Annotated in this window: 17 protein-coding genes and 1 riboswitch; of the genes, 4 read left to right on the top strand and 13 right to left on the bottom strand. The window is 37.8% G+C overall.

The genetic code is table 11. The features are described 5' to 3' along the window. Window positions 1-116: 116 nt before the first annotated feature. From ftsY to murG, 4 genes are all read right to left on the bottom strand, one after another. The gene (gene ftsY / locus AA650_RS02125) at window positions 117-1586 is read right to left on the bottom strand and encodes a signal recognition particle-docking protein FtsY (RefSeq protein ID WP_053537776.1); all 1470 of its coding nucleotides are present in this window, start codon (window positions 1584-1586) and stop codon (window positions 117-119) included. A gap of 125 nt (window positions 1587-1711) precedes the next feature. After that, the gene (gene nusB / locus AA650_RS02120) at window positions 1712-2353 is read right to left on the bottom strand and encodes a transcription antitermination factor NusB (protein WP_053537775.1); all 642 of its coding nucleotides are present in this window, start codon (window positions 2351-2353) and stop codon (window positions 1712-1714) included. A gap of 67 nt (window positions 2354-2420) precedes the next feature. Then, complete coding sequence (locus tag AA650_RS02115) at window positions 2421-3206, bottom strand: DUF502 domain-containing protein (RefSeq protein ID WP_039201930.1); 786 nt, start codon at window positions 3204-3206, stop codon at window positions 2421-2423. Window positions 3207-4279: 1073 nt separating this feature from the next. Beyond that, the gene (gene murG, locus AA650_RS02110) at window positions 4280-5353 is read right to left on the bottom strand and encodes an undecaprenyldiphospho-muramoylpentapeptide beta-N-acetylglucosaminyltransferase (RefSeq protein ID WP_053537774.1); all 1074 of its coding nucleotides are present in this window, start codon (window positions 5351-5353) and stop codon (window positions 4280-4282) included. Window positions 5354-5438: 85 nt separating this feature from the next. On the opposite strand from murG, the gene AA650_RS02105 reads away from it, so the two are divergent. Both AA650_RS02105 and AA650_RS02100 read left to right on the top strand, forming a co-directional pair. Continuing rightward, the gene (locus AA650_RS02105) at window positions 5439-6251 is read left to right on the top strand and encodes a hypothetical protein (protein WP_053537773.1); all 813 of its coding nucleotides are present in this window, start codon (window positions 5439-5441) and stop codon (window positions 6249-6251) included. Between the two features lie 87 nt (window positions 6252-6338). Then, a complete protein-coding gene (locus AA650_RS02100; RefSeq protein ID WP_053537772.1) occupies window positions 6339-7100 on the top strand; it encodes an SDR family oxidoreductase in 762 nt (253 codons plus the stop codon). Between the two features lie 161 nt (window positions 7101-7261). Here AA650_RS02100 and AA650_RS02095 read toward each other — a convergent pair whose 3' ends face one another. The 9 genes from AA650_RS02095 to AA650_RS02055 all read right to left on the bottom strand — a co-directional run bounded on the left by AA650_RS02095 (window position 7262) and on the right by AA650_RS02055 (window position 15996). Beyond that, complete coding sequence (locus AA650_RS02095; protein WP_053537771.1) at window positions 7262-8272, bottom strand: ABC transporter ATP-binding protein; 1011 nt, start codon at window positions 8270-8272, stop codon at window positions 7262-7264. Next, window positions 8269-9357 carry an iron ABC transporter permease gene (locus AA650_RS02090; protein ID WP_053537770.1) on the bottom strand — a complete coding sequence of 363 codons (1089 nt, stop codon included), beginning with the start codon at window positions 9355-9357 and terminating at the stop codon, window positions 8269-8271. Before AA650_RS02090 ends, AA650_RS02095 begins: the two co-directional genes overlap by 4 nt. Continuing rightward, entirely contained in the window at window positions 9357-10568 is a 1212-nt protein-coding gene (locus AA650_RS02085) for an ABC transporter substrate-binding protein (protein ID WP_053537769.1), read from the bottom strand. The genes AA650_RS02090 and AA650_RS02085 overlap by 1 nt, the downstream gene beginning before the upstream one ends. A 56-nt stretch (window positions 10569-10624) precedes the next feature. After that, complete coding sequence (locus AA650_RS02080) at window positions 10625-11485, bottom strand: (2Fe-2S) ferredoxin domain-containing protein (RefSeq protein ID WP_053537768.1); 861 nt, start codon at window positions 11483-11485, stop codon at window positions 10625-10627. A gap of 17 nt (window positions 11486-11502) precedes the next feature. Then, complete coding sequence (locus AA650_RS02075) at window positions 11503-13587, bottom strand: TonB-dependent receptor plug domain-containing protein (protein WP_053537767.1); 2085 nt, start codon at window positions 13585-13587, stop codon at window positions 11503-11505. Between the two features lie 283 nt (window positions 13588-13870). Further along, a complete protein-coding gene (locus AA650_RS02070; protein WP_053537766.1) occupies window positions 13871-14251 on the bottom strand; it encodes a DUF1636 family protein in 381 nt (126 codons plus the stop codon). A gap of 372 nt (window positions 14252-14623) precedes the next feature. Then, window positions 14624-14765: riboswitch (cobalamin riboswitch) on the bottom strand. Window positions 14766-14838: 73 nt separating this feature from the next. Beyond that, window positions 14839-15339, bottom strand: coding sequence for an MbnP family protein (locus AA650_RS02065; RefSeq protein WP_053537765.1), 501 nt, complete (start codon window positions 15337-15339; stop codon window positions 14839-14841). 249 nt (window positions 15340-15588) lie between these two features. Beyond that, window positions 15589-15735 (bottom strand): chlorophyll a/b-binding protein, encoded by a 147-nt coding sequence (locus AA650_RS02060; protein ID WP_039204925.1) that lies wholly within the window; start codon window positions 15733-15735, stop codon window positions 15589-15591. Window positions 15736-15783: 48 nt separating this feature from the next. Continuing rightward, window positions 15784-15996: a chlorophyll a/b-binding protein gene (locus tag AA650_RS02055; RefSeq protein ID WP_053537763.1), complete on the bottom strand. Its 213-nt coding sequence runs from the start codon at window positions 15994-15996 to the stop codon at window positions 15784-15786. Between the two features lie 680 nt (window positions 15997-16676). Between AA650_RS02055 and AA650_RS02050 the strand changes: the two genes are divergently transcribed. Both AA650_RS02050 and cydB read left to right on the top strand, forming a co-directional pair. Continuing rightward, a complete protein-coding gene (locus tag AA650_RS02050; RefSeq protein ID WP_053537762.1) occupies window positions 16677-18119 on the top strand; it encodes a cytochrome ubiquinol oxidase subunit I in 1443 nt (480 codons plus the stop codon). Between the two features lie 10 nt (window positions 18120-18129). Continuing rightward, window positions 18130-19143, top strand: a complete 1014-nt coding sequence (cydB, locus tag AA650_RS02045; protein ID WP_053537761.1) for a cytochrome d ubiquinol oxidase subunit II — start codon at window positions 18130-18132, stop codon at window positions 19141-19143. The last annotated feature ends 34 nt before the right edge of the window (window positions 19144-19177 follow it).

Raw genomic sequence — 19177 nt, 5'->3', positions numbered from 1 at the left:
TAACTTGTGATCCCGTAAGGGATACCTGGACTAATGAAAAATTAAGGCTTCTTAACCCACGAAAGTGGGTTTTGTCTGTGTATCCGCGACTTATAATCGCTTTTTTGATGGCGTTATCAACCGCTTAGTAATGCTTCTACAAATTCGTAACTAGAAAATGGACGCAAATCTTCAATTCCTTCACCAGCGCCTATAAAACGGATAGGTAAGCCTAATTGCTGGACGACAGCGATCGCTACACCCCCTTTACCTGTTCCGTCTAATTTGGTTAAAACAACGCCACTGAGTTGGGCTGCTTGGGAAAATACTTCAGCTTGTCGCAGTCCATTTTGTCCCAAGGTGGAATCGAGAACTAACAGGGATTCAACGCGGGCATTAGGGGCTTTTTTATCTATGATTTTGCGGATTTTGCTGAGTTCGTCCATGAGGTTTTTCTTGTTTTGCAGTCTCCCAGCGGTATCTATTAATAGTAGTTCGGTTTCTCTTGATTGGGCGGCGGCGATCGCATCAAATACCACTGCTGCTGGATCTGTGTTTTTCCCAGGATTGGCGATAACTTCTACACCGCTTCTATTTCCCCAAACTTTGACTTGTTCCACAGCCGCCGCCCGGAATGTATCTGCCGCCCCAATCAGGCATTTATAACCAGATTTTTGGGCTAGATGAGAAATTTTACCGATGGTGGTAGTTTTTCCCGCGCCATTGACTCCGGTAATTAACCAAATGGTAAGTTGGTCTTTTTCCGGTGCAAAGCTGGGTTTATCTTGGTTTTGCAGGGGTGCATCTAGCATACCTCTGAGAATTTCTTTCAGATAAGCGATCGCTTGTTCCGGTGGAGTAACTTCCGCCAGGATTTTTTTCTGGAGCGCAGCAATAATATAATCCGTTGCCTCTACACCCACATCTGCCTGTAGAAGTAATGATTCAATTTCATTTACAGCCGCTTGATTAAGAGGTCCTTGACCAACAATTGCTTTGAGTTGGTTGAGAATATTCCGTCGGGTTTTATCTAAACCTTGGCGCAGTTTTTTCAACCAAGTAATTTCTTCTAGAGAAATATCTTCAGCTTTTCTCCCTTGGGCGGCTAAAACCTTGGCTGACCACTTAAACCCATCATCAAACACCAGTTCTGGAATCTCGACTTCTGCTGCTATTGGGGTTGTCGGTGTTTCTGGAATCTCTGTTTCTATCGCACTAGCAATTAATTTCTCCTGTTTAGCTTCTCTTTCAGCCGCAGCCCGTTCTAAAAAAGATAAATTAGCTGTTTCTAATTCACTGACAACATCCTCAGTAATTTCTGCTATATTGGTGGCGATTTCTATCGGTGCAGTTTCTTCTTCTGCTTCAGTTTCTACTATTTCTTCAGTAATAGTATTTTCTTCAACAGCTACAGGTGATTCTGGTTCTATTTGTTGTTTTTCTTGAATATTTTTATAAGCAGCTTTAGCAAAAGCCAACAAATCCGCCGTATCTAGTCCGGTTGTTTCTGTTTCAGTTGCTTCTACTGCGGGTGTTTCCTCCTGATTTTGAGTTTCAGGAGTATCAGCAGATTCATTATTCGGACGACGAAACCAATTAAAAGCCATTGTAGTTTAGGGAATGGGTAATGGGTAATGGGTAATGGGTAATGGGTAATGGGTAATGGGTAATGGGTAATGGGTAATGAATAATAGTTTTGCAACTGACAACTGACTAATGACTAATGACTAATTCAAACAGGTTGTTTTTGTTCGCTAACTCGACGGAGAACACCATTAATAAAACGGTGTCCGTCTTCTCCACTGTAGCGTTTAGCTAATTCTACAGCTTCGTTAATGGCAATACTATTGGGAACTTTCATAAACTTTATTTCTGCGGTGGCTATTTGCAGGATATCTCTATCAATTTGGGCTAGACGGGTAACTTGCCAATCTACTAAAGCATGAGAAATATATTCTTCGATAGCCTGATGATTTTCACTAACGGTAATAATAATAGCTTTAGCGTAATTACGAACTTCCTTATCTTGATTAGCTAACTGAATTAATTCAGGAAAATCAACGGATGTACCTAATTGATTGATAGCTATTTGGGTATAGGAAATTGCCTCTTTCAACATAGTTCTAGCCGTATTTAAGTCAGCGGCTCTAGTTTCGCTAGTTAATAGGCGATCATTACTCCGTTGTAGTTCGCCCGCGGCATTGTTCAATGTGTCCTGTACCTCTAATGTCAGGGTACGGACTGCCCCTAAAACTAACTTAGAGACTAATTGCTCGTCTGATAGGGTTTCCAGTTTCTTGGGGTTAATTGGTAATTGGCTAAGGCTTAACAGAGCCAATTCGCGGGCTATTTGTTGGGGTTTACGACGTTGCATACAGTTGGGATGATGAAAAATATATGAGTTCTAGCACAGATGAACAATTAGCTTATCTATTTTTTGTTCACTTTGCTAGGTTGGTATCGAGTTTAGTTTCTATTTCGGGAATTTCCCGCTGTTGTATTTCTAAAGATGATCCTGCTGACAGTGCAGAAAGCTCTGGTGATGGAATATTAGGGGCGACTATACCACCTGACACAACTATCTTAAAAGCATCCTCTACGGATATAGAGAGATTAATTACATCCTCTTCTGGTACTACTGCATACCATCCTGTGGTCGGATTAGGGGTAGTGGGAATAAATAGACTGATGACGGGACGGGATATTTGACTTTGGATTTCATTGCTAATTGCGCCGGTGACAAATGCGATCGCCCAAATGCCCGGACGAGGGTATTCTACTAAAACTACCCGTCGAAATTTACCATTAGAATCTTTTAGGAGAGTTTCTAAGAGTTGCTTAAGAGTTTTATATACCTGTCCTGCCAGAGGAATCGCTTGTAATAACCGTTCACCGAAATCTAATAACCATCGCCCAGCAATATTCCTAGCCATTAAACCGATAGCCAGAATACTTAATAATGGCACGGCTAATCCTACTAGCAAATTAAGTATATTCACTAATATCGGATTTAAGCCATCAAAGGGATTAAGTTGTTTAGGAACTTGGGTGAGAAAGTTAATTACCCAGGTAGCTATGGTAATTGTTAACCAGATTGTGGTTGCCAGGGGAATTACCACCAGCAAACCAGCAATCAGGTCATTTTTGAAGTCTTGTTTCCACCGTTCCATTCCCAAACCCCGATTCTCCTTATTTAGCTTTGTCAAACTGTTGTGATTATTTTCCATTTCAGCAAATTAGTCACATTGGGAATATCAGAAACTGATGACAACAGGCTTTTATCATTGTTAGAAAATGCCCTTTGTCCTCTTCTCTCATAATAAAAGTCAAACTATACTCAACACGGCTTATTCATTTGATTTTGTGGGTAGGGATTTAGCAGTGCTCATTGGTGTCAACTTAGGCTACAGATGGCTTATTTGTTGGCTTCCACACCCACCCAGAAATGAATTTCCGGGCTAATAGCGAAAGTAAACTAAAGTTTACTCAAAAATTTCTGGGTTATTTAGTCATCAAAAGACAACTTCTGCTATTAAGTAGGTGAACACAATAAAACCAAACTGTGTAAAGAAATGTAAAATCGCCCAAACCCTCTTCACTCTTGCCTCTTGCCTCTTGCCTTTTGCCTTGCCATAACGACAATTTTCAACGCTCACCTACTTAGACTGGGAATTCATTCCCAGGCGGGCTATGGGTTTTACGTTAATGCTATTAGGGACTTCCAAGAAATAAATTATCCTGATTAACGAACCACAGAGGCGCAGAGGACACAGAGGAATAAGGGTTTGAGAGATTTTTGCGTTAGGTGGTTGAGTATTTTTTTATTTGGAAGTCCCTTAGACTGGGAATTCATTCCCAGGCGGGCTATGGGTTTTACGTTAAGTTGACACCAATGAAGCTCTTGCTTTACCCCTACAAATTTAGGTTTTTCGTAATTTCGTAAAAGTCCATGTCCTAACCGTGTTTAGTATATCGCTACAAAAGTTCGCAATTTTCCTAGTTCAATGTAAATATAGTCATTAGTCCACCGTAGTGGCGGCTGGTAAATCTTTTAGAGTGTTACTTACAGCAGAATTCAGGAGGTAGGGGCGCAGGGTCTGCGCCCAGTCAGGAGTCAGGAGTAAAACTGGCTTTCTGTCTGGCTTTGAATTTAAATCCTGTACCTCATTCGTTTAAAATATGCTGTGTTTTTGTAATACTTGTAAACGATTGTTGCAAATCTGAGAGATATTATCTATCCTACCGCGCCATATCACCAAATGCTCACAATTTAGGAATGACTATTTTGAGTTAATGGGAATTAATTGCCGATCGCCTCTCTCACCAAAGTCGCCAATTTATCTGCACTATCAGGAACAGCGATCGCTTTGGCCTTCTCTCCCATTTTCCCTAATTCCGTCGGAGACTGCAACAAATTCAATACCTGAGTTGTAAATATTTCTGGAGTTAAATCCGACTGTTTAAAGGACAAAGCCGCACCAGCTTGAGTAAATACTGCCGCATTATAAGATTGATGATCTTCTGCCGCAAAGGGATAGGGAATCAAAATTGCTGGAGTACCACAAACTGCCAATTCTGTCAAGCTACCTGCACCAGAACGACTAATAGCTAAATTAGCTCTTCGCAACAAAGCCGCCATATGATCATAAAAAGCCAAAGCAATATATTGAGGATGTTGAAGACTATTAATATCAGGATCATTATCACCCGTTAAATGCACAATATAAGCACCGGATTGAAACAAAGCGTCCGCAGACTGTCGGACTAATTTATTGACAGCTACAGCCCCCTGACTACCACCAAACACCACAATTAGAGGCACACCATCAGGAATAGGTAAATCTAAAGTGTTATTAACAGACTCATCTAAAAACTGAGAACGAACAGGAGTACCCACATAGACAGTTTTTGTCCCAGGTAAATATTGAGTAGTTACATCAAATCCTATTGCCACTGCCTTACACCAAGGCCCAAAAAAGCGGGTAACTTTGCCAGGTATTGCATTAGATTCATGAAAAACCACAGGTAAACCCAAAGAACGCGCTGCAATCACCGCAGGACCGGCAATATAACCCCCTGTGGTGAAAACTCCTTGGAACTTTCCTTGTTGCAAAATCCGTCTAACTTTAAGAATCGAACTGATTAATTTCCACAAGGTGCGGACAGAACCAAGACTCAAACCTTGCTGAAACCCTTCAACAGCAACCGTATTTAAAGGATATATCTTGGGAACTAACTGAGTTTCTAGGCGATTTGGCACACCCAGCCATTCAATATTGTATTCTGGCAGTTTTTCAGCCAATGCGATCGCCGGAAACAAGTGTCCACCTGTCCCACTAGCTGCTATGAGTAATCTAATTGATGGATTTACCATTCCCGACTATACCATTTATCTCCCAGTTTCATTAAGATAAAACAAATTCCTGATCTTGTATCATCAAATCACTAAAATCTTCCCTATGACTAAAATTATCTCCTTATTAATGAAACGTAACAAAACATTGATCACGAGTATTTCCCTAATTTCCAGTGTACTAGCAATTGGTTTATCCAGCACCTGGCAATTGGCACAAGCTGGTCAACCCGGAAATGCCCCTGCTACACTCACTAACCTATTAACACAAATTAATAATGCTGCTAATCAAGGTAATGTGAACGGTGTCATGGAATTTTATAGCCCTACATTTACTCATGGTGACGGTTTGAATCGCAAAGCAATGGAACAAGCCTTAACAGGACTTTGGAAACGATATCCCAAATTACGTTACACAACCAAGCTAGAATCTTGGAAATCGGAAGGCAATACAATTATTGCGGATACTGTCACCACAATTAGCGGTTTACCAGCATCAGGTAATAATAATTTAACTCTGCAATCTACAATTAAATCGCGGCAAAAAGTCGCAGGTGCAAAAATCGTTCATCAAGATATTTTATCAGAACGGACTCAACTAACCGCTGGCAGTAAACCACCCCAAGTAGAAATTAAATTACCACAACAGGTAAAAGTTGGGGAAAAATATAGTTTTGATGCCATTGTCCAAGAACCATTAGGTGAAGATTTTCTCTTGGGAACAGCCATAGAAGAACCCATTCAAAGCAGTAAACTCCTCAACCCCACAATTGCAAATTTAGAATTTCTCAATTCTGGTGGACTCTTCAAAATAGGACGCGCACCCTCTACTCCCGGACCTCAATGGATTTCCGCTGTAATTCGCCGAGGTGAAGATATGACTATTATTACTCAACGGTTGCAGGTAGTCAAGAAGTAGGGGATTGGGGACTGGGTAATAACTATTTTAACTGTTGGGTGCATTTAACTTTTGGGCGCAGGCCCTGCGCCCCTACTGGACTTTTCTATGCAAAACCAAATTGTTTTCATTACTGGTGCAAGTAGCGGTATTGGTGCTGCTTGTGCCAAGATTTTTGCTCATGCTGGTGCAAAACTGATTTTAGCTGCACGACGGTGGGAACGGTTACAGCAATTAGCTAATTCGTTGGATATTCCATCAGAGAAAATCCATTTATTACAACTTGATGTGTGCGATCGCTTGGCGGTAGAATCTGCTATTGCTAACTTACCCTCATCTTGGAAAAATATTGATATTCTCATTAACAATGCTGGTTTAAGTCGCGGTTTAAGTAAATTACAGGAAGGCGACTTTCAAGACTGGGAAGAAATGATTGATACTAACATCAAAGGGTTGCTTTACCTCACCCGTTATGTTGTCCCCGGAATGGTAGAACGGAATCATGGTCATGTTATCAATATCGGTTCTATTGCCGGACATCAAACCTATCCTGGGGGTAATGTCTATTGTGGAACAAAAGCCGCCGTTAAAGCCATTTCTGAAGGCTTAAAACAAGACCTTTTAGGAACTCCCGTGCGAGTGACATCTGTAGATCCTGGTATGGTAGAAACAGAATTTAGTCAAGTCCGGTTTCATGGTGATACAGAACGGGCGAAAAAGGTGTATGCAGGTGTTAACCCCCTAACTCCTGATGATGTAGCTGATGTGATCTTTTTCTGTGCCACTAGAGCCAGTCACGTTAATATTAACGAAGTCATACTTATGCCAGTTGACCAAGCCAGTGCTACCTTAGTAAATCGGCAGCTTTGAACTCAATCCTCATTCCCAGTCGGAGTCTAGAACTGTAAAAATCAAAATCCCACAGATTCTTCACTCCTGCCCTTTGCCTCTTGCCATAACGACAATTTTCAATGCCAACCTACTTAAGTAAATTAAAAAGAAATAGGGTAATTTTTTGTATAATTACGAATTTAAAAACTTAAAAATTTAATTACTTCATATAAAGAATAATGTGTAGACACAGCTTTATATTTCCTGACTTTCCAAAAAACCTCTTGAGGACTAGAAATAACTTCTACTGTAATTTGTGCAGATTTACCACCTTGTAAAACTGTAAATCCTACTCTTTCTAAGGCGCGAATTGTCCAAATAGCAGCAACACCTTCACCTATTAAATTAACTGTTCCTTTTTCAGGTATATGCAGATTAAATTCCCCAGAAAAAATATTAAATTCCACCCCTTCACTGCGGAAAGTATCAGCAAATGCACCACTTAATATCAAATCTTCTGGTGCGCCAACGTGGAGAATACCATTATTTCCTAACAGCCAAATTTTATCAGCAAGGCGCAAAGCTAAATCTAAATCATGGGTAGAAAGCAAAATTGCTTGATTTGTATCCCTTGCTAATTGACGTAACAATTGCATAATTTCCACCCGGCGTGGTAAATCTAAAAAAGCTGTAGGTTCATCCAATAACATCACCATAGGCGACTGCGCTAAAGCCCTAGCAATCATAATTTTCTGTCGTTCACCATCACTTAATTCACTCACATTCCTTTGGGCTAAATTTACCGCCCCCACAGATTTTATCGCCCAATTAATAATATTTTCATCTTCAGATGATAACTTTCCCCACCAGTCAGTATAAGGATATCTGCCCATAGTTACCAAAGCATAAGCTGATAACATTCCCACATCAATTTTTTCAGTCAATACCAAACTTAAACGTTTTGCTAATTCCTGTGGTGGTAACTTATAAATATCATCTTCTAAAAGTTTAACTTCCCCAGCAATTGGTGGCTGCATTCCTGCCAGAGTTCGCAATAAAGTAGACTTACCCGCACCATTAGGACCAAGTAGACAAACTAATTCTCCTGTTTGCAAAGATGTAGAAATATTCGCGGCCACATTCCGAATAGTTTTCTGGGAAGTCTTATAACCAATAGTCAAATTATGAGTTTTCAGAATTGAGTTACTCATGAGGGAAAAGATTTTCTAGAGTTACGTTGTAGAATTACCCAAGTAACAACAGGAGTTCCTATCAAAGCAGTAATAGCATTTAAAGGTAAAACCATTTGATTTATCAGAATTTGGGAAACCAAATCAGCAAATAAGGCTAAAATTGCCCCCATGATTATGACACTAGGAATTAATATCCGATGATCTGAAGTATTAAAAAGACTACGACAAAGATGGGGAATTGCCACACCTAAAAATGCTATCGGACCACAAAAAGCAGTAATCGCTCCCGCTAATATAGAAGCACTGCTAATCACAGAAAATCTGGTTTTTTGGACTGTTAACCCTAAACTGCGTGCATAAGATTCACCTAATAAAAGTGCATTTAAAGATTTTGATTGCAGCACAGCAATTAATAAACCTACACAAATAACTGGAGTTAAAATAGCTAATTGTTGCCAAGTTACCGCAGTGAAACTTCCAAAAGTCCACATTATATAACTTTGAATCCGTTCTTGTGAACTAAATTGCAACAAAATACTTACCATTGCACTAGTCGCATATCCAAATAATAAACCTAAAATTAATAAAGTCATTGTATCTTGTACACGACGAGAAACAACTAACATCAATCCTAATACTGAAGCTGCACCAAAACTTGCCGCTATGACTAAACTAAAATCACCAATCATTCCTAAATCAGTTAATAACGTCGGTACAGTCAAACTTGCTGTCAGTAAAACCAACGCTACTCCTAAACTTGCACCGGAACTAATTCCTAATACAAAAGGACCCGCTAAAGGATTTTTAAATAGAGTTTGCATTTGCAAGCCACTTACCCCTAAAGCTGCACCGGCTAACGTTGCAGTTAAGGCTTTAGGTAGACGAAATTTGAGAATAATATTTGTCCATGTTGTCTTTTCTGCTTCTTGTCCCAGCAAGATATTCATAACCTCATGAATGGGAATATTCACAGCCCCAAATCCTAAATCCAGCAAAAATGCCAAAATTAAACAGATTAGTAAAATTGAAAAAATCAAATATTTCTTATTAATAAATTTCCATAGTAAAAATTTATTAGTAACCTCATGCTTTTTAATTAACATTATTTATTCACTTTTTGATAGTAAAATAGGTTATAATTGGGTAATATTTCTGGATGAAATATTTTAATTAAATCAGATAAAACTACATCAGGGTTACTAATCCCACTTTGCCAATAATCATTACCACCATTGGCACTGAGGCGAGCATTATTATTATAGAGATTGCCTTTTTTGAAAGCATGAAAATCACCATAACGATTATCTTCAGTCACAACATCTTTTAAACTGTTCCAAGATTGTCTAAGATTCAACCAATAATCAGCATTAGCAGCCCGTTCAAAAACAGCTTCAAAAGATATAGGTAAACTACCAGAAGATTTATCCTCACTCCAGAGGTAATTTGCACCTGCGTCGGCTAGATATTTAGCCACATAACTATTACCACCTGGTGTATACCAAGTCCCTTTAAAATTGAAGCCTAAAAACACAGTTGGACGATTTTTAACAGCTTTAGCTTTAGTAGCAATATCTTCGTATTTCTTAGCAATTTTAGCAAATATTTTTTCCGCCTCTTCCTCCTTATTAAAAAATAAAGCAGTAAACTTTAACCATTCACTTCTTCCCAATGGAGTATCTTCCATATATTCAGCATTTATCGCCACCTTTAACCCAGCTTCCAACAACTTAGGAAAACTATCAGTTTGTTGATTTCCAGTCCCAAAAGTGGTAACTAACTCAGGATTAAGTTCTAAAACTTTCTCCACATTCACAGTAGAATTATTCCCAACAGATACCACCTTACCAGCCTTGATTCTGTCAATAAAATCTGGTGTAGTTACTTGTTTAATATCGCTAACACCGATTAAGTTATCAACAACATTTAACTTAGAAAAATGTGGTAAATGAGTTGTAGAAAGAGAAATCACAGAATTTACAGGTGTAGTAAATACTTGGGATTTCTCAAACCCTGGTGGTAGCGGCGTACCGCATTGAACCAAAACATATTTAAAACCTGTTTTAGCATCTTTCCAGGGATTTTTAATCGTCACGACTTTGTAGTTTTTATAATATTCAACTGCAAAGCCGATAGCATGATTAACCTTCACCTTATTGGGAAAATAATCAACATTAGAATCATACTTTTGAACACAGCCATTATCAACTGAACTAACAACCGGACTATTCTGAGAACCTTGACAAGAAACAACCAAAACAGCAACTAAAAACAACTGACATAAAAAGATAATAATCTTAGACTTGCCAAAAATCATCTTCCATATTCCTCTTTGCGCCTCTGCGTGAAAAAATCACCCTACCCAAACACCAACTAAGGATATATATATTCAACAACCTTATTCCCCTCAACCAAATGTTCCTGTACAATTCTTTCTGCAACTTCCGGTTTAACACGACTGTACCAAGTTCTATCAGTAGAATGATAAACAACAGGACCTAACTTACAAACCTGTAAACAACCACTTGTTCTCACTTCCAAATCTAATTCTGCCTTCTCAACAGCAGCCTTTAAAGCCTCAAAAGTAGGTTGCCATTTTCGAGAAGGATAACAACGTCCAGAAGTACAAACTGCAATGTAGGCACATTTGAGAGGATTTTTAGTAAAAGGAATGGGCTTTTTACCTAATACATAAATATCTCTAAGTTCCTGATAAAAATCCAACTTTTTAAAATCAGCCTTACCTTCAGGAAGCAAATTTTCATCTTCCACATAAGGATTAGGTAAAAATATCGTCATAGCCTTTTCACCAGCACCATTCCAAAATTGAATACCCCAACTTCTGGGTTCTCCTTCGGGATTTATCCTTCTATAAAATGCACCCTTATTAATCAAACGTTGCTGTCTTACTTCGATAGAAGTTTCAGCATTAGGACCACCTAAAGTTTCCTCAATACATAAATGAAAATGCCAATCTCTAGTAATAACAGTTAAATATCCATCATAGAGAACGCATTTTTTAGGTGCTTCGTGAAACTCCAACTCTAAAACACTACCTTGTTCCAAATGTCCTAAACCAACTTGATGCCAATTTTCCTGAAATAAAGTATAAGCTAAACAAGCCAGAACATCACCTTGACAATCAAAAAACTCATATTCAATTTGCCAATCATTTCCCGTAGCTTCAATTGTTTTTTCATTTACTGGTGTTACCCAACAATTAAAATCAGCCATAAAAAACTCTCCTTGTATTAAAACGTAGAACTCAAACCAACTTGAAAACCTCTCCCTCCGTCAGGAAAACCAGGAAACAACTGATAACGCTGATTCAAGAGATTTTCCAGGCTACCTGTAACCACCAGTTTATCATTTAAAGGTACACGCAGTTTAAAATCAAATGTGGTATAACCAGATAAAAATTCTGTATTTGTATTATTAGTAGGATATCCATTTAAGGAATTCATTAATAAACCCAAATACAAACCTTGAGGATTTTCATAAGAAACTCCCAAATTTAATTTATCCGCACCAGCAAAGCGCAGTTCTTTGTCAATTTCCGCCGCATTAGAACTTTTCAGAATACGTGGATCATTTGCCGTGTAATTAACAAAAGTATAAACGTTTTTGGCCAGTTGCAAATTCAAACTAGCCTCAATTCCTGTAGTTTCCACCAGTCCGATATTTTCCCAAGTTCCTGTATTACCATTTACTGGTGGTGTCAGTCTCTTAAAGGCAATTGTATCAGATACGCTATTTTTGAAAAAGGTTAATCTTAGTAAACCAATATCACCAAGTTTTTGATCAATGCCAATATCAAAACTATCACCTCTTTCTGGTTTAAGTTCTGGGTTGCCAATATTGCTAGGATTGACATTAAATAAATTAGCAATAGTAGGAACTCGGAAATTTTTGATATAATTTGCTCTCAAGGTAGTTGAATCAGAGACAGCAAATTTTGTTCCTACAGATGGAGATGTAACAGAACCATTTACTAAGCTACTAAAGTCTTGACGTAACCCTAAATTAATAGTCAACTTAGGAATTAATGCTACTTCATATTTGCCAAATAATGCCCCTTGATTAATATCATTATCATAGTTCAATCTTTCTACATTAGTAGCATAACTAAAAGAAGTATTTCGGACATTAACAGTCCGATAATCAAAACCGTAAACTAAACTTTGATTTTTAGCAAAATTCCAACTGTGTGTGGTTTGAATTCCGTAGGAAGTTTGGTTGGTTTCAAAGCGACTTGAACCACTAGGATCAAAACGAGTATTCAAAAGATCACCATAGACTCTTGCTGTTAATAAAGAATCATCCCCACTTCCTAATTTTGAATTCCAGGTTAAATCAGTTAAAACTTGATCTGTGTATTTGCGATTTTTATCTGTAAGTGAATTAAAAAAACCTTGTCCATTTACAGGGAAAGGAATTGGAACTCCTCCTGGTGTTCCTTGTTCTTTATTTAAGTATAAAGTCGAGAAACTGAGAGTATTTCGTTTTCCTAAATCTGCTTCTAATTTGACATTAAAATTATTATAAAGTGCATCATTATTTTTTCGAGTTCCTGAAAAATTAGCTTCAGGAATAGAAAAAGGATAATTATTTTCAGCTTGGGTACGGTTATAACCTACAACCCAAGAAATATCACCTTTTTTACCGCTATTTTGAATACTCTGTTGATTGAGTCCGTAAGCACCAAAATTGACTTTTGCTTCTGTGGTAATTTTCTCTGTAGGACGACGGGTGATAATATTAATTACTCCCCCAATTGCATCAGAACCATACAGAGTTGAACCTCCTCCTGGTAATACTTCAATTCTTTGAATATTATTAGTTGTAAATTCGGAAAGATCAAAACCACCACTTCCAGCATTATTAATTGGTCTACCATCAAGTAATATTAATACTTGACCAGTATTAGAACCACGAATTAATTGACCACTTAAAGCATTAACTTCTGTTCCTACTGTACCATCACCTAATATACCAGGCAGAAATTTAAGTGCTTCTCTGATAGTTCTCGCACCTTGCGCTTCCATTTCTTCACCCGTAATTACATAAATTGGCCGGGTAGAATCTTTCACTGTTCCTTCCTGACGAAAGGGTGAAAAAACAGGTTCATTTAATAACTTCTCAATGACATCTATTTCAATATCAGCTTCTTTTTCTTCAATATCTGCTGGTGTATTTTGAGTAATTTTCTCTGTGACTGGTTCTTCATGTTGGGGAATTTCTACTCCTATAACTTTGTAATTCTCACACCACATTCCCAAAGTCACACTAGACGCAATAATTTGAATTCCCAGTTTCGCAACTAAATTAGTAGACATTTTTTACCTAAACACCTGTATAACTAAAAATTTGACCAAGGTAAAAGTTGCAGTCTTTTTCGTTAACTAGCACGGTAATTTACTCAATTACACGGTAAAAAAGACTGCGACAATAAAGAAAAAAGCCGCACTGCACTTGAATGAGAATTATAATCATTATCACACAAATGGTAAAAATTGCAATAGCGGCTTGGCATCAATTTAACTAGTCACCAACAGCAAAATACTTTTTATACTGATATCTAGTGAACAATTAACAATAGTTGACGTTTAACTTTGCCACTTATTTTAGTGCAGGTATTTTCGCTAAAATACCTTTTTTCAATGGTTCTGGGCGTTCTGACCAAGGTAGCAAACCATCCGCTTTAGCATAGTATAGACTGGCACATTTTAGTATAGCAAATGTACTATTATCTACGGGTAAATCACCAAAGAGATAGGTTGATTTTCCTGCTGCTGCAAAAGCAACGACACAGGAATGACTGCAAGCACTCATACATTCAACCCCCTGAATGGAGAATTGATTGTGCAATTCACTGTCTGCTGCAAGTTGTTGAAGCTGTTTTAGTAGTTGTTCACCTTTACTTTCACCAACTCGCTTACCGTCTTCCCACTTACCACCACAAGTTGTGCAGACAAATAGATTATGTTTTTGATTGAGCATTGATTTAGAAATGTGTAAGAATCAGTTAAAAATGCAGACATGAAAGTTTTTACAGCAGCAACTTCTCCTGTAAATAAATAATGTTTGAAATCATTCCTTCCCAAGTTAAAAAAGGGCTGATATCAATTGGTGTATTTGATTGAATGGCAAACTGCTATGTCTATTTGAAATTGCCAGAAATCTATTGAAGATAGCAGTAAGCGTCAGTCATATACGCTTCCCGTTTTCTTGAATAAAAGGTTGTAAAAAATTAAATTGACTGTTGATTGTCTCAGAGTCATAGACAATCTGTAGAGAATCTCTGAAGCTAAAATGATTACTTTTGATGGAAATATTCATGATTTTACTCATCTGTACCACGCAGATGGATATGAGTTGATTTTACTTTCGGCGGGCATTCTGACTTAGAGAGATAAATCTCATTACAGCTGCGGGACAGCGTTGGATTTACACCAAACTTTCCCCCTTGCGTTTAATGGTTTTTGCCATTAAAACCGACGTTGAGGACAAACATACAATAATTATCGTTTATTGTCAATGGGAGTGGTAGGATAATTTTATTGAAGTCTTGCTGAATTGAACTGCAATTACAAAAGATTGTCGTTAAATATAGCAATTACGACATTTTTATTAACATCAAACTTGGTAAAAATGACTTTTGAGGCATTCAAATTACTACAAGTTGATGGTTTTTGAATTCCCTCAATTGCTTGACAACAAGTGCTACCTAAATGAATCGAGAAACCCTGAGATTTTTCACTTTTTTCACCATGCTTTACCTGAGAATCGTGAGTTTGGGTTTTCCAATCCAAACGAGCAAATTTATAACCAAATAGCCAATTCCACCATAAAGAAGTCAGATTTAATGGAGATGGTGCAGTGACAGAATCAGCATGATTAAGATTGACAGGAACACCTAAAGTAAATTGTAAGCCTTGATAAGGTTGTTTACCCACTCTTCCTTGAAAATTAATTGTTACTTCTTGGGTATTAGTAGTTTGAGCTACAGTTTTGGTAACACCACCAAAATTTCCAGCCAGAATAATTCCTGCTATTGTGGCAGATGTTAATAATAATTGCCGTTTCATGGTTATTTGTATAAATACACGAATTTAGTCTGAAGTAGTCGTACCTTTACCAGACTCAATTTTCAGTTAAATAAATCACTAAGTCAAAAGACAAGTTGTCAAACTTGATTTTTAATATGATTGGTTGCTATAAATTACTGAATCTTTAAATCAAAAGAAGTCTTAGTTTCAAAAACCAAGACTCCATTTGAGATTACTTAATATTTTCCTAATTTAATTGATGTTTTATCTGTTGATTCAAGAACTGATTTACAGGCTTGTCAACCATCCAATCAAGCCATTTCCTGTAATCGCTTCTACAGCTATGAGTGAGACAAAGCCAATCATGGCTAAACGTCCATTCAGCTTTTCTGCGTATTCTGTGAAACCTACTCTTGGTGTTTGGTCTACTTTCATGATTTTCCTACTTTAATTAATGTTTTGTCTGTTGATTCAAGAACTGATTTACAGGCTTGTCAACCATCCAATCAAGCCATTTCCTGTAATCGCTTCTACAGCTATGAGTGAGACAAAGCCAATCATGGCTAAACGTCCATTCAGCTTTTCTGCGTATTCTGTGAAACCTACCCTTGGTGTTTGGTCTACATATACTTTGGGTTCAATCGCAAAGCTGTTGAGTTGACCTAGTTCGTTGGTGGTAAAGCCTTTAACTGTCATGTTTTTTCTTTATTGTTCTCTTATGTAAACTAATATAACATTTTGTAAATATTTTTGACAAGGGCTTGACACTACAAAAAAGTACGTTAACCCGTACTTAAATCTATTGGGTATACCGTATAATCAAGTTGAATTAGGGCTAAAAGGTAGAAATTTTTGATTTGTAGAGGTCAACAAAGCCGTTGAGGAAATTACAGCACTTCCCTGTGTTATGGGTGCAAGAAACCCACCCCCCAACCCCTCCCTCACAAGGGTAGGTTTTTAATATTGTCTGTGAAGGCAAGACTGGGAAGACTTGGAGGGAACGTAGACAAGGAAGATTTTATCCGCACAATAGTCTTTTAACGGTGTGTTATTGTTGCCAAAAAACATCATCCTGTAGGGTTTTCCTCCCTTGTCACCTTGTCCACCTTGTCGCCCAAGTCTTGCCCTCACCAGAATGTAAAAAACCTAAACCTGTCAGCGGGTTGGGGGTGGGGTTCTTGTTCCAGGTTTGATGACAATTTGCTGTAAATTACCAAAAGATGGAGAAAACATCAAACGACCTATTGTCAAACCTTAAACGACCTATTGTCGAACCTTTCAAAGGTTAAAAATTTTGGAAGTAATACTCTATAAACAAATATTATTGTATATGATAAACATATATTTAATCGTTTTGCGTAACTCCTTCAAAGAGTATGGAAATTTTATCTAATACCCTAGCTTTATCACGGTTGCAATTTGCATTTACAGCAATTTTTCACATGATTTGGCCTGTCCTGACCACAGGTATGTCTATCTACTTAATTGTCGTAGAAGGACTATGGTTAAAAACCAAAAATCCCACTTATTATCATCACGCTCGTTTCTGGTCAAAACTGTATTTACTAAACTTTGGAATCGGAGTTGCATCAGGTTTACCAATGGGTTTTCAGTTTGGGACTAACTGGGCACCATTATCGGAAGCCGTGGGAGATTTCTTAGGTAGTATTCTGGGATTTGAAGGGTCAATGGCCTTTATGCTAGAGGCTTCTTTTCTAGGAATTATGATGTTTGGTTGGGAACGAGTTCCCCCTGTAATTCACTATTTAGCGACTATTCTCGTGGCTTTTGGGGCGAATCTTTCCACATTCTGGATTTTGGTTGCTAATTCATGGTTTCAAACTCCTAGTGGTGGACAAATGGTGAATGGTAAATTTATTGTTGATGACTATTTTCAAGCAATTTTAAATCCCTTCATGGTGAATAGTGTTCTCCATATGTTCTTAGCAACTTTGGAGACTTCTTTATTTGTCATTGGTGGTATTAGTGCTTGGTATATTCTCAATAATCGCCATTCAGAATTTTTCAGCAAATCATTTAAAATAGTTTTAGCAATATCTATTTTTGTTGCTCCCTTACAGGTCTACATTGGTCATGCTAGTGGTGATCAAGTTTATCACTATCAACCAACTAAATTAGCCGCAATTGAAGCCCAATGGGAAACAGTACCCGCTGGTGAATCTGCCAAATGGAATATATTAGCAATTCCGAATAGAAAAGCTGAGAAAAATGACTGGGAAATTTCTATTCCTAATGGTTTAAGTTACATTTTAGAACTCAAACCCAAACTTTCTGAACCAGTATTGGGACTGAAAGAATGGAAACCAGAAGACCGTCCCCCAATGATTCCTTTGATTTTTTATTCCTTCCGAATCATGGCAGGAATCGGCTTTTTCTTAGTAGGATTAATGCTGTGGAGTATCCTGCAATGGCTCAGGGGTAAACTGAGTTCGCACAACTTAACTCAACAAAAATGGTTGTTACGGGCTTGGATTCTAGCTGCACCTTTGGGCTATATTGCGATTGAATCAGGCTGGATTGTTCGCTGTGTGGGAAGACAACCTTGGACTGTATACGGGCAAATTCGTACTACTGATGCAGCTTCTCATTTAGAACCAAGTGAAGTGTTATTTTCACTCACGGTTATTGCCCTTCTTTACAGTGTTTTGTTTGTCTCAGCCATGTTTTTTGGTAGCCGCATTATTCGCAAGGGACCAGATTTAACTTTACCAATACCTGGAGGTGATATCAAAACAGTCATTGTCACTGAATCTGTAAGTCATATTCCCGATAGTCGTCCTCTGGAAACGCCACAATAGGAACAATTATATGGAAGCTTTATTGCATTTTTTACCACAAGTTTGGTTTGTAATTCTAGGGCTTTTTCTGTTCCTGTATGTGCTTTTAGATGGCTTTGATTTAGGCGTTGGTATCCTCTCTTTGACTTCTTCTGATGAAAAACGCCGTAGCCTATTAATGACCAGTTTAGGTAATGTTTGGGATGCTAACGAAACTTGGTTAGTTTTAATGGCAGGGGCATTATTTGGGGCTTTTCCTTTGGCTTATGGAACAATTCTCACTGCCCTTTATTTACCTTTGATGGTGATGGTTGTAGGGTTGATTCTACGGGCTGTTGCTTTTGAATTTCGGGAACATTCTGATAATAAAAGTTTTTGGAATTTTGCCTTTGGAATCGGCAGTTTTATTGCTTCTTTATTTCAAGGATTTGCATTAGGTGGTGTATTAGCAGGAATCAAAGTTGATGCTGCTGGGCATTTTATAGGTGGAATATGGGATTGGTTAAGTTGGCAATCATTATTAACAGCATTGACACTTGTACAAGGTTATGTGTTGATTGGTTCAACTTACTTAATTTTAAAGACTGAAGGCACATTACAAGAAACTCATTTTCGCACAGCAAAATTAGCAGCTTGGACAACTTTTATTGGGGCAATTTTAATTACAATTAGTACACCAATTGTCTATGAAAATGCCAGAAACAGGCTATTTCATCAACCAGAGGTTTATATTTTTGCCCTGATTCCTTTATTGGGTATGCTGTTGATTTGGTTGCTACTGAAAAGTTTAGATAGAAAAGAGGAAATTGCCTCATTTGTTTACACGGCATTAATATTTCTACTAACGTTTATTGGTTTAGGGTTTATTGCCTTTCCTTTCATTATTCCCCCATCTATTACCATTTATCAAGCTGCCTCTTCTGCCTCTTCAATGGTCTTTATGATTACTTTCATTGGGTTTTTGATTCCAATTATGTTGTTTTACAACATCTACAATTACTTTGTCTTTCGGGGTAAGGTAGTCATTAGTGAAGAGGGGGATTGACATTTTCAGAGAGAAAACCACACTCGTTGCTGCG

This window comes from Anabaena sp. WA102 (assembly GCF_001277295.1).
Taxonomy (GTDB): domain Bacteria; phylum Cyanobacteriota; class Cyanobacteriia; order Cyanobacteriales; family Nostocaceae; genus Dolichospermum; species Dolichospermum heterosporum.
This window is presented reverse-complemented; position numbering and strand designations above follow the sequence as displayed.

Coding starts and splice junctions, on each gene's coding strand:
- ftsY (WP_053537776.1), bottom strand. CDS start 1,586: ATGGCTTTTAATTGGTTTCGTCGTCCGAATAATGAATCTGCTGATACT.
- nusB (WP_053537775.1), bottom strand. CDS start 2,353: ATGCAACGTCGTAAACCCCAACAAATAGCCCGCGAATTGGCTCTGTTA.
- AA650_RS02115 (WP_039201930.1), bottom strand. CDS start 3,206: ATGGAAAATAATCACAACAGTTTGACAAAGCTAAATAAGGAGAATCGG.
- murG (WP_053537774.1), bottom strand. CDS start 5,353: ATGGTAAATCCATCAATTAGATTACTCATAGCAGCTAGTGGGACAGGT.
- AA650_RS02105 (WP_053537773.1), top strand. CDS start 5,439: ATGACTAAAATTATCTCCTTATTAATGAAACGTAACAAAACATTGATC.
- AA650_RS02100 (WP_053537772.1), top strand. CDS start 6,339: ATGCAAAACCAAATTGTTTTCATTACTGGTGCAAGTAGCGGTATTGGT.
- AA650_RS02095 (WP_053537771.1), bottom strand. CDS start 8,272: ATGAGTAACTCAATTCTGAAAACTCATAATTTGACTATTGGTTATAAG.
- AA650_RS02090 (WP_053537770.1), bottom strand. CDS start 9,357: ATGTTAATTAAAAAGCATGAGGTTACTAATAAATTTTTACTATGGAAA.
- AA650_RS02085 (WP_053537769.1), bottom strand. CDS start 10,568: ATGATTTTTGGCAAGTCTAAGATTATTATCTTTTTATGTCAGTTGTTT.
- AA650_RS02080 (WP_053537768.1), bottom strand. CDS start 11,485: ATGGCTGATTTTAATTGTTGGGTAACACCAGTAAATGAAAAAACAATT.
- AA650_RS02075 (WP_053537767.1), bottom strand. CDS start 13,587: ATGTCTACTAATTTAGTTGCGAAACTGGGAATTCAAATTATTGCGTCT.
- AA650_RS02070 (WP_053537766.1), bottom strand. CDS start 14,251: ATGCTCAATCAAAAACATAATCTATTTGTCTGCACAACTTGTGGTGGT.
- AA650_RS02065 (WP_053537765.1), bottom strand. CDS start 15,339: ATGAAACGGCAATTATTATTAACATCTGCCACAATAGCAGGAATTATT.
- AA650_RS02060 (WP_039204925.1), bottom strand. CDS start 15,735: ATGAAAGTAGACCAAACACCAAGAGTAGGTTTCACAGAATACGCAGAA.
- AA650_RS02055 (WP_053537763.1), bottom strand. CDS start 15,996: ATGACAGTTAAAGGCTTTACCACCAACGAACTAGGTCAACTCAACAGC.
- AA650_RS02050 (WP_053537762.1), top strand. CDS start 16,677: ATGGAAATTTTATCTAATACCCTAGCTTTATCACGGTTGCAATTTGCA.
- cydB (WP_053537761.1), top strand. CDS start 18,130: ATGGAAGCTTTATTGCATTTTTTACCACAAGTTTGGTTTGTAATTCTA.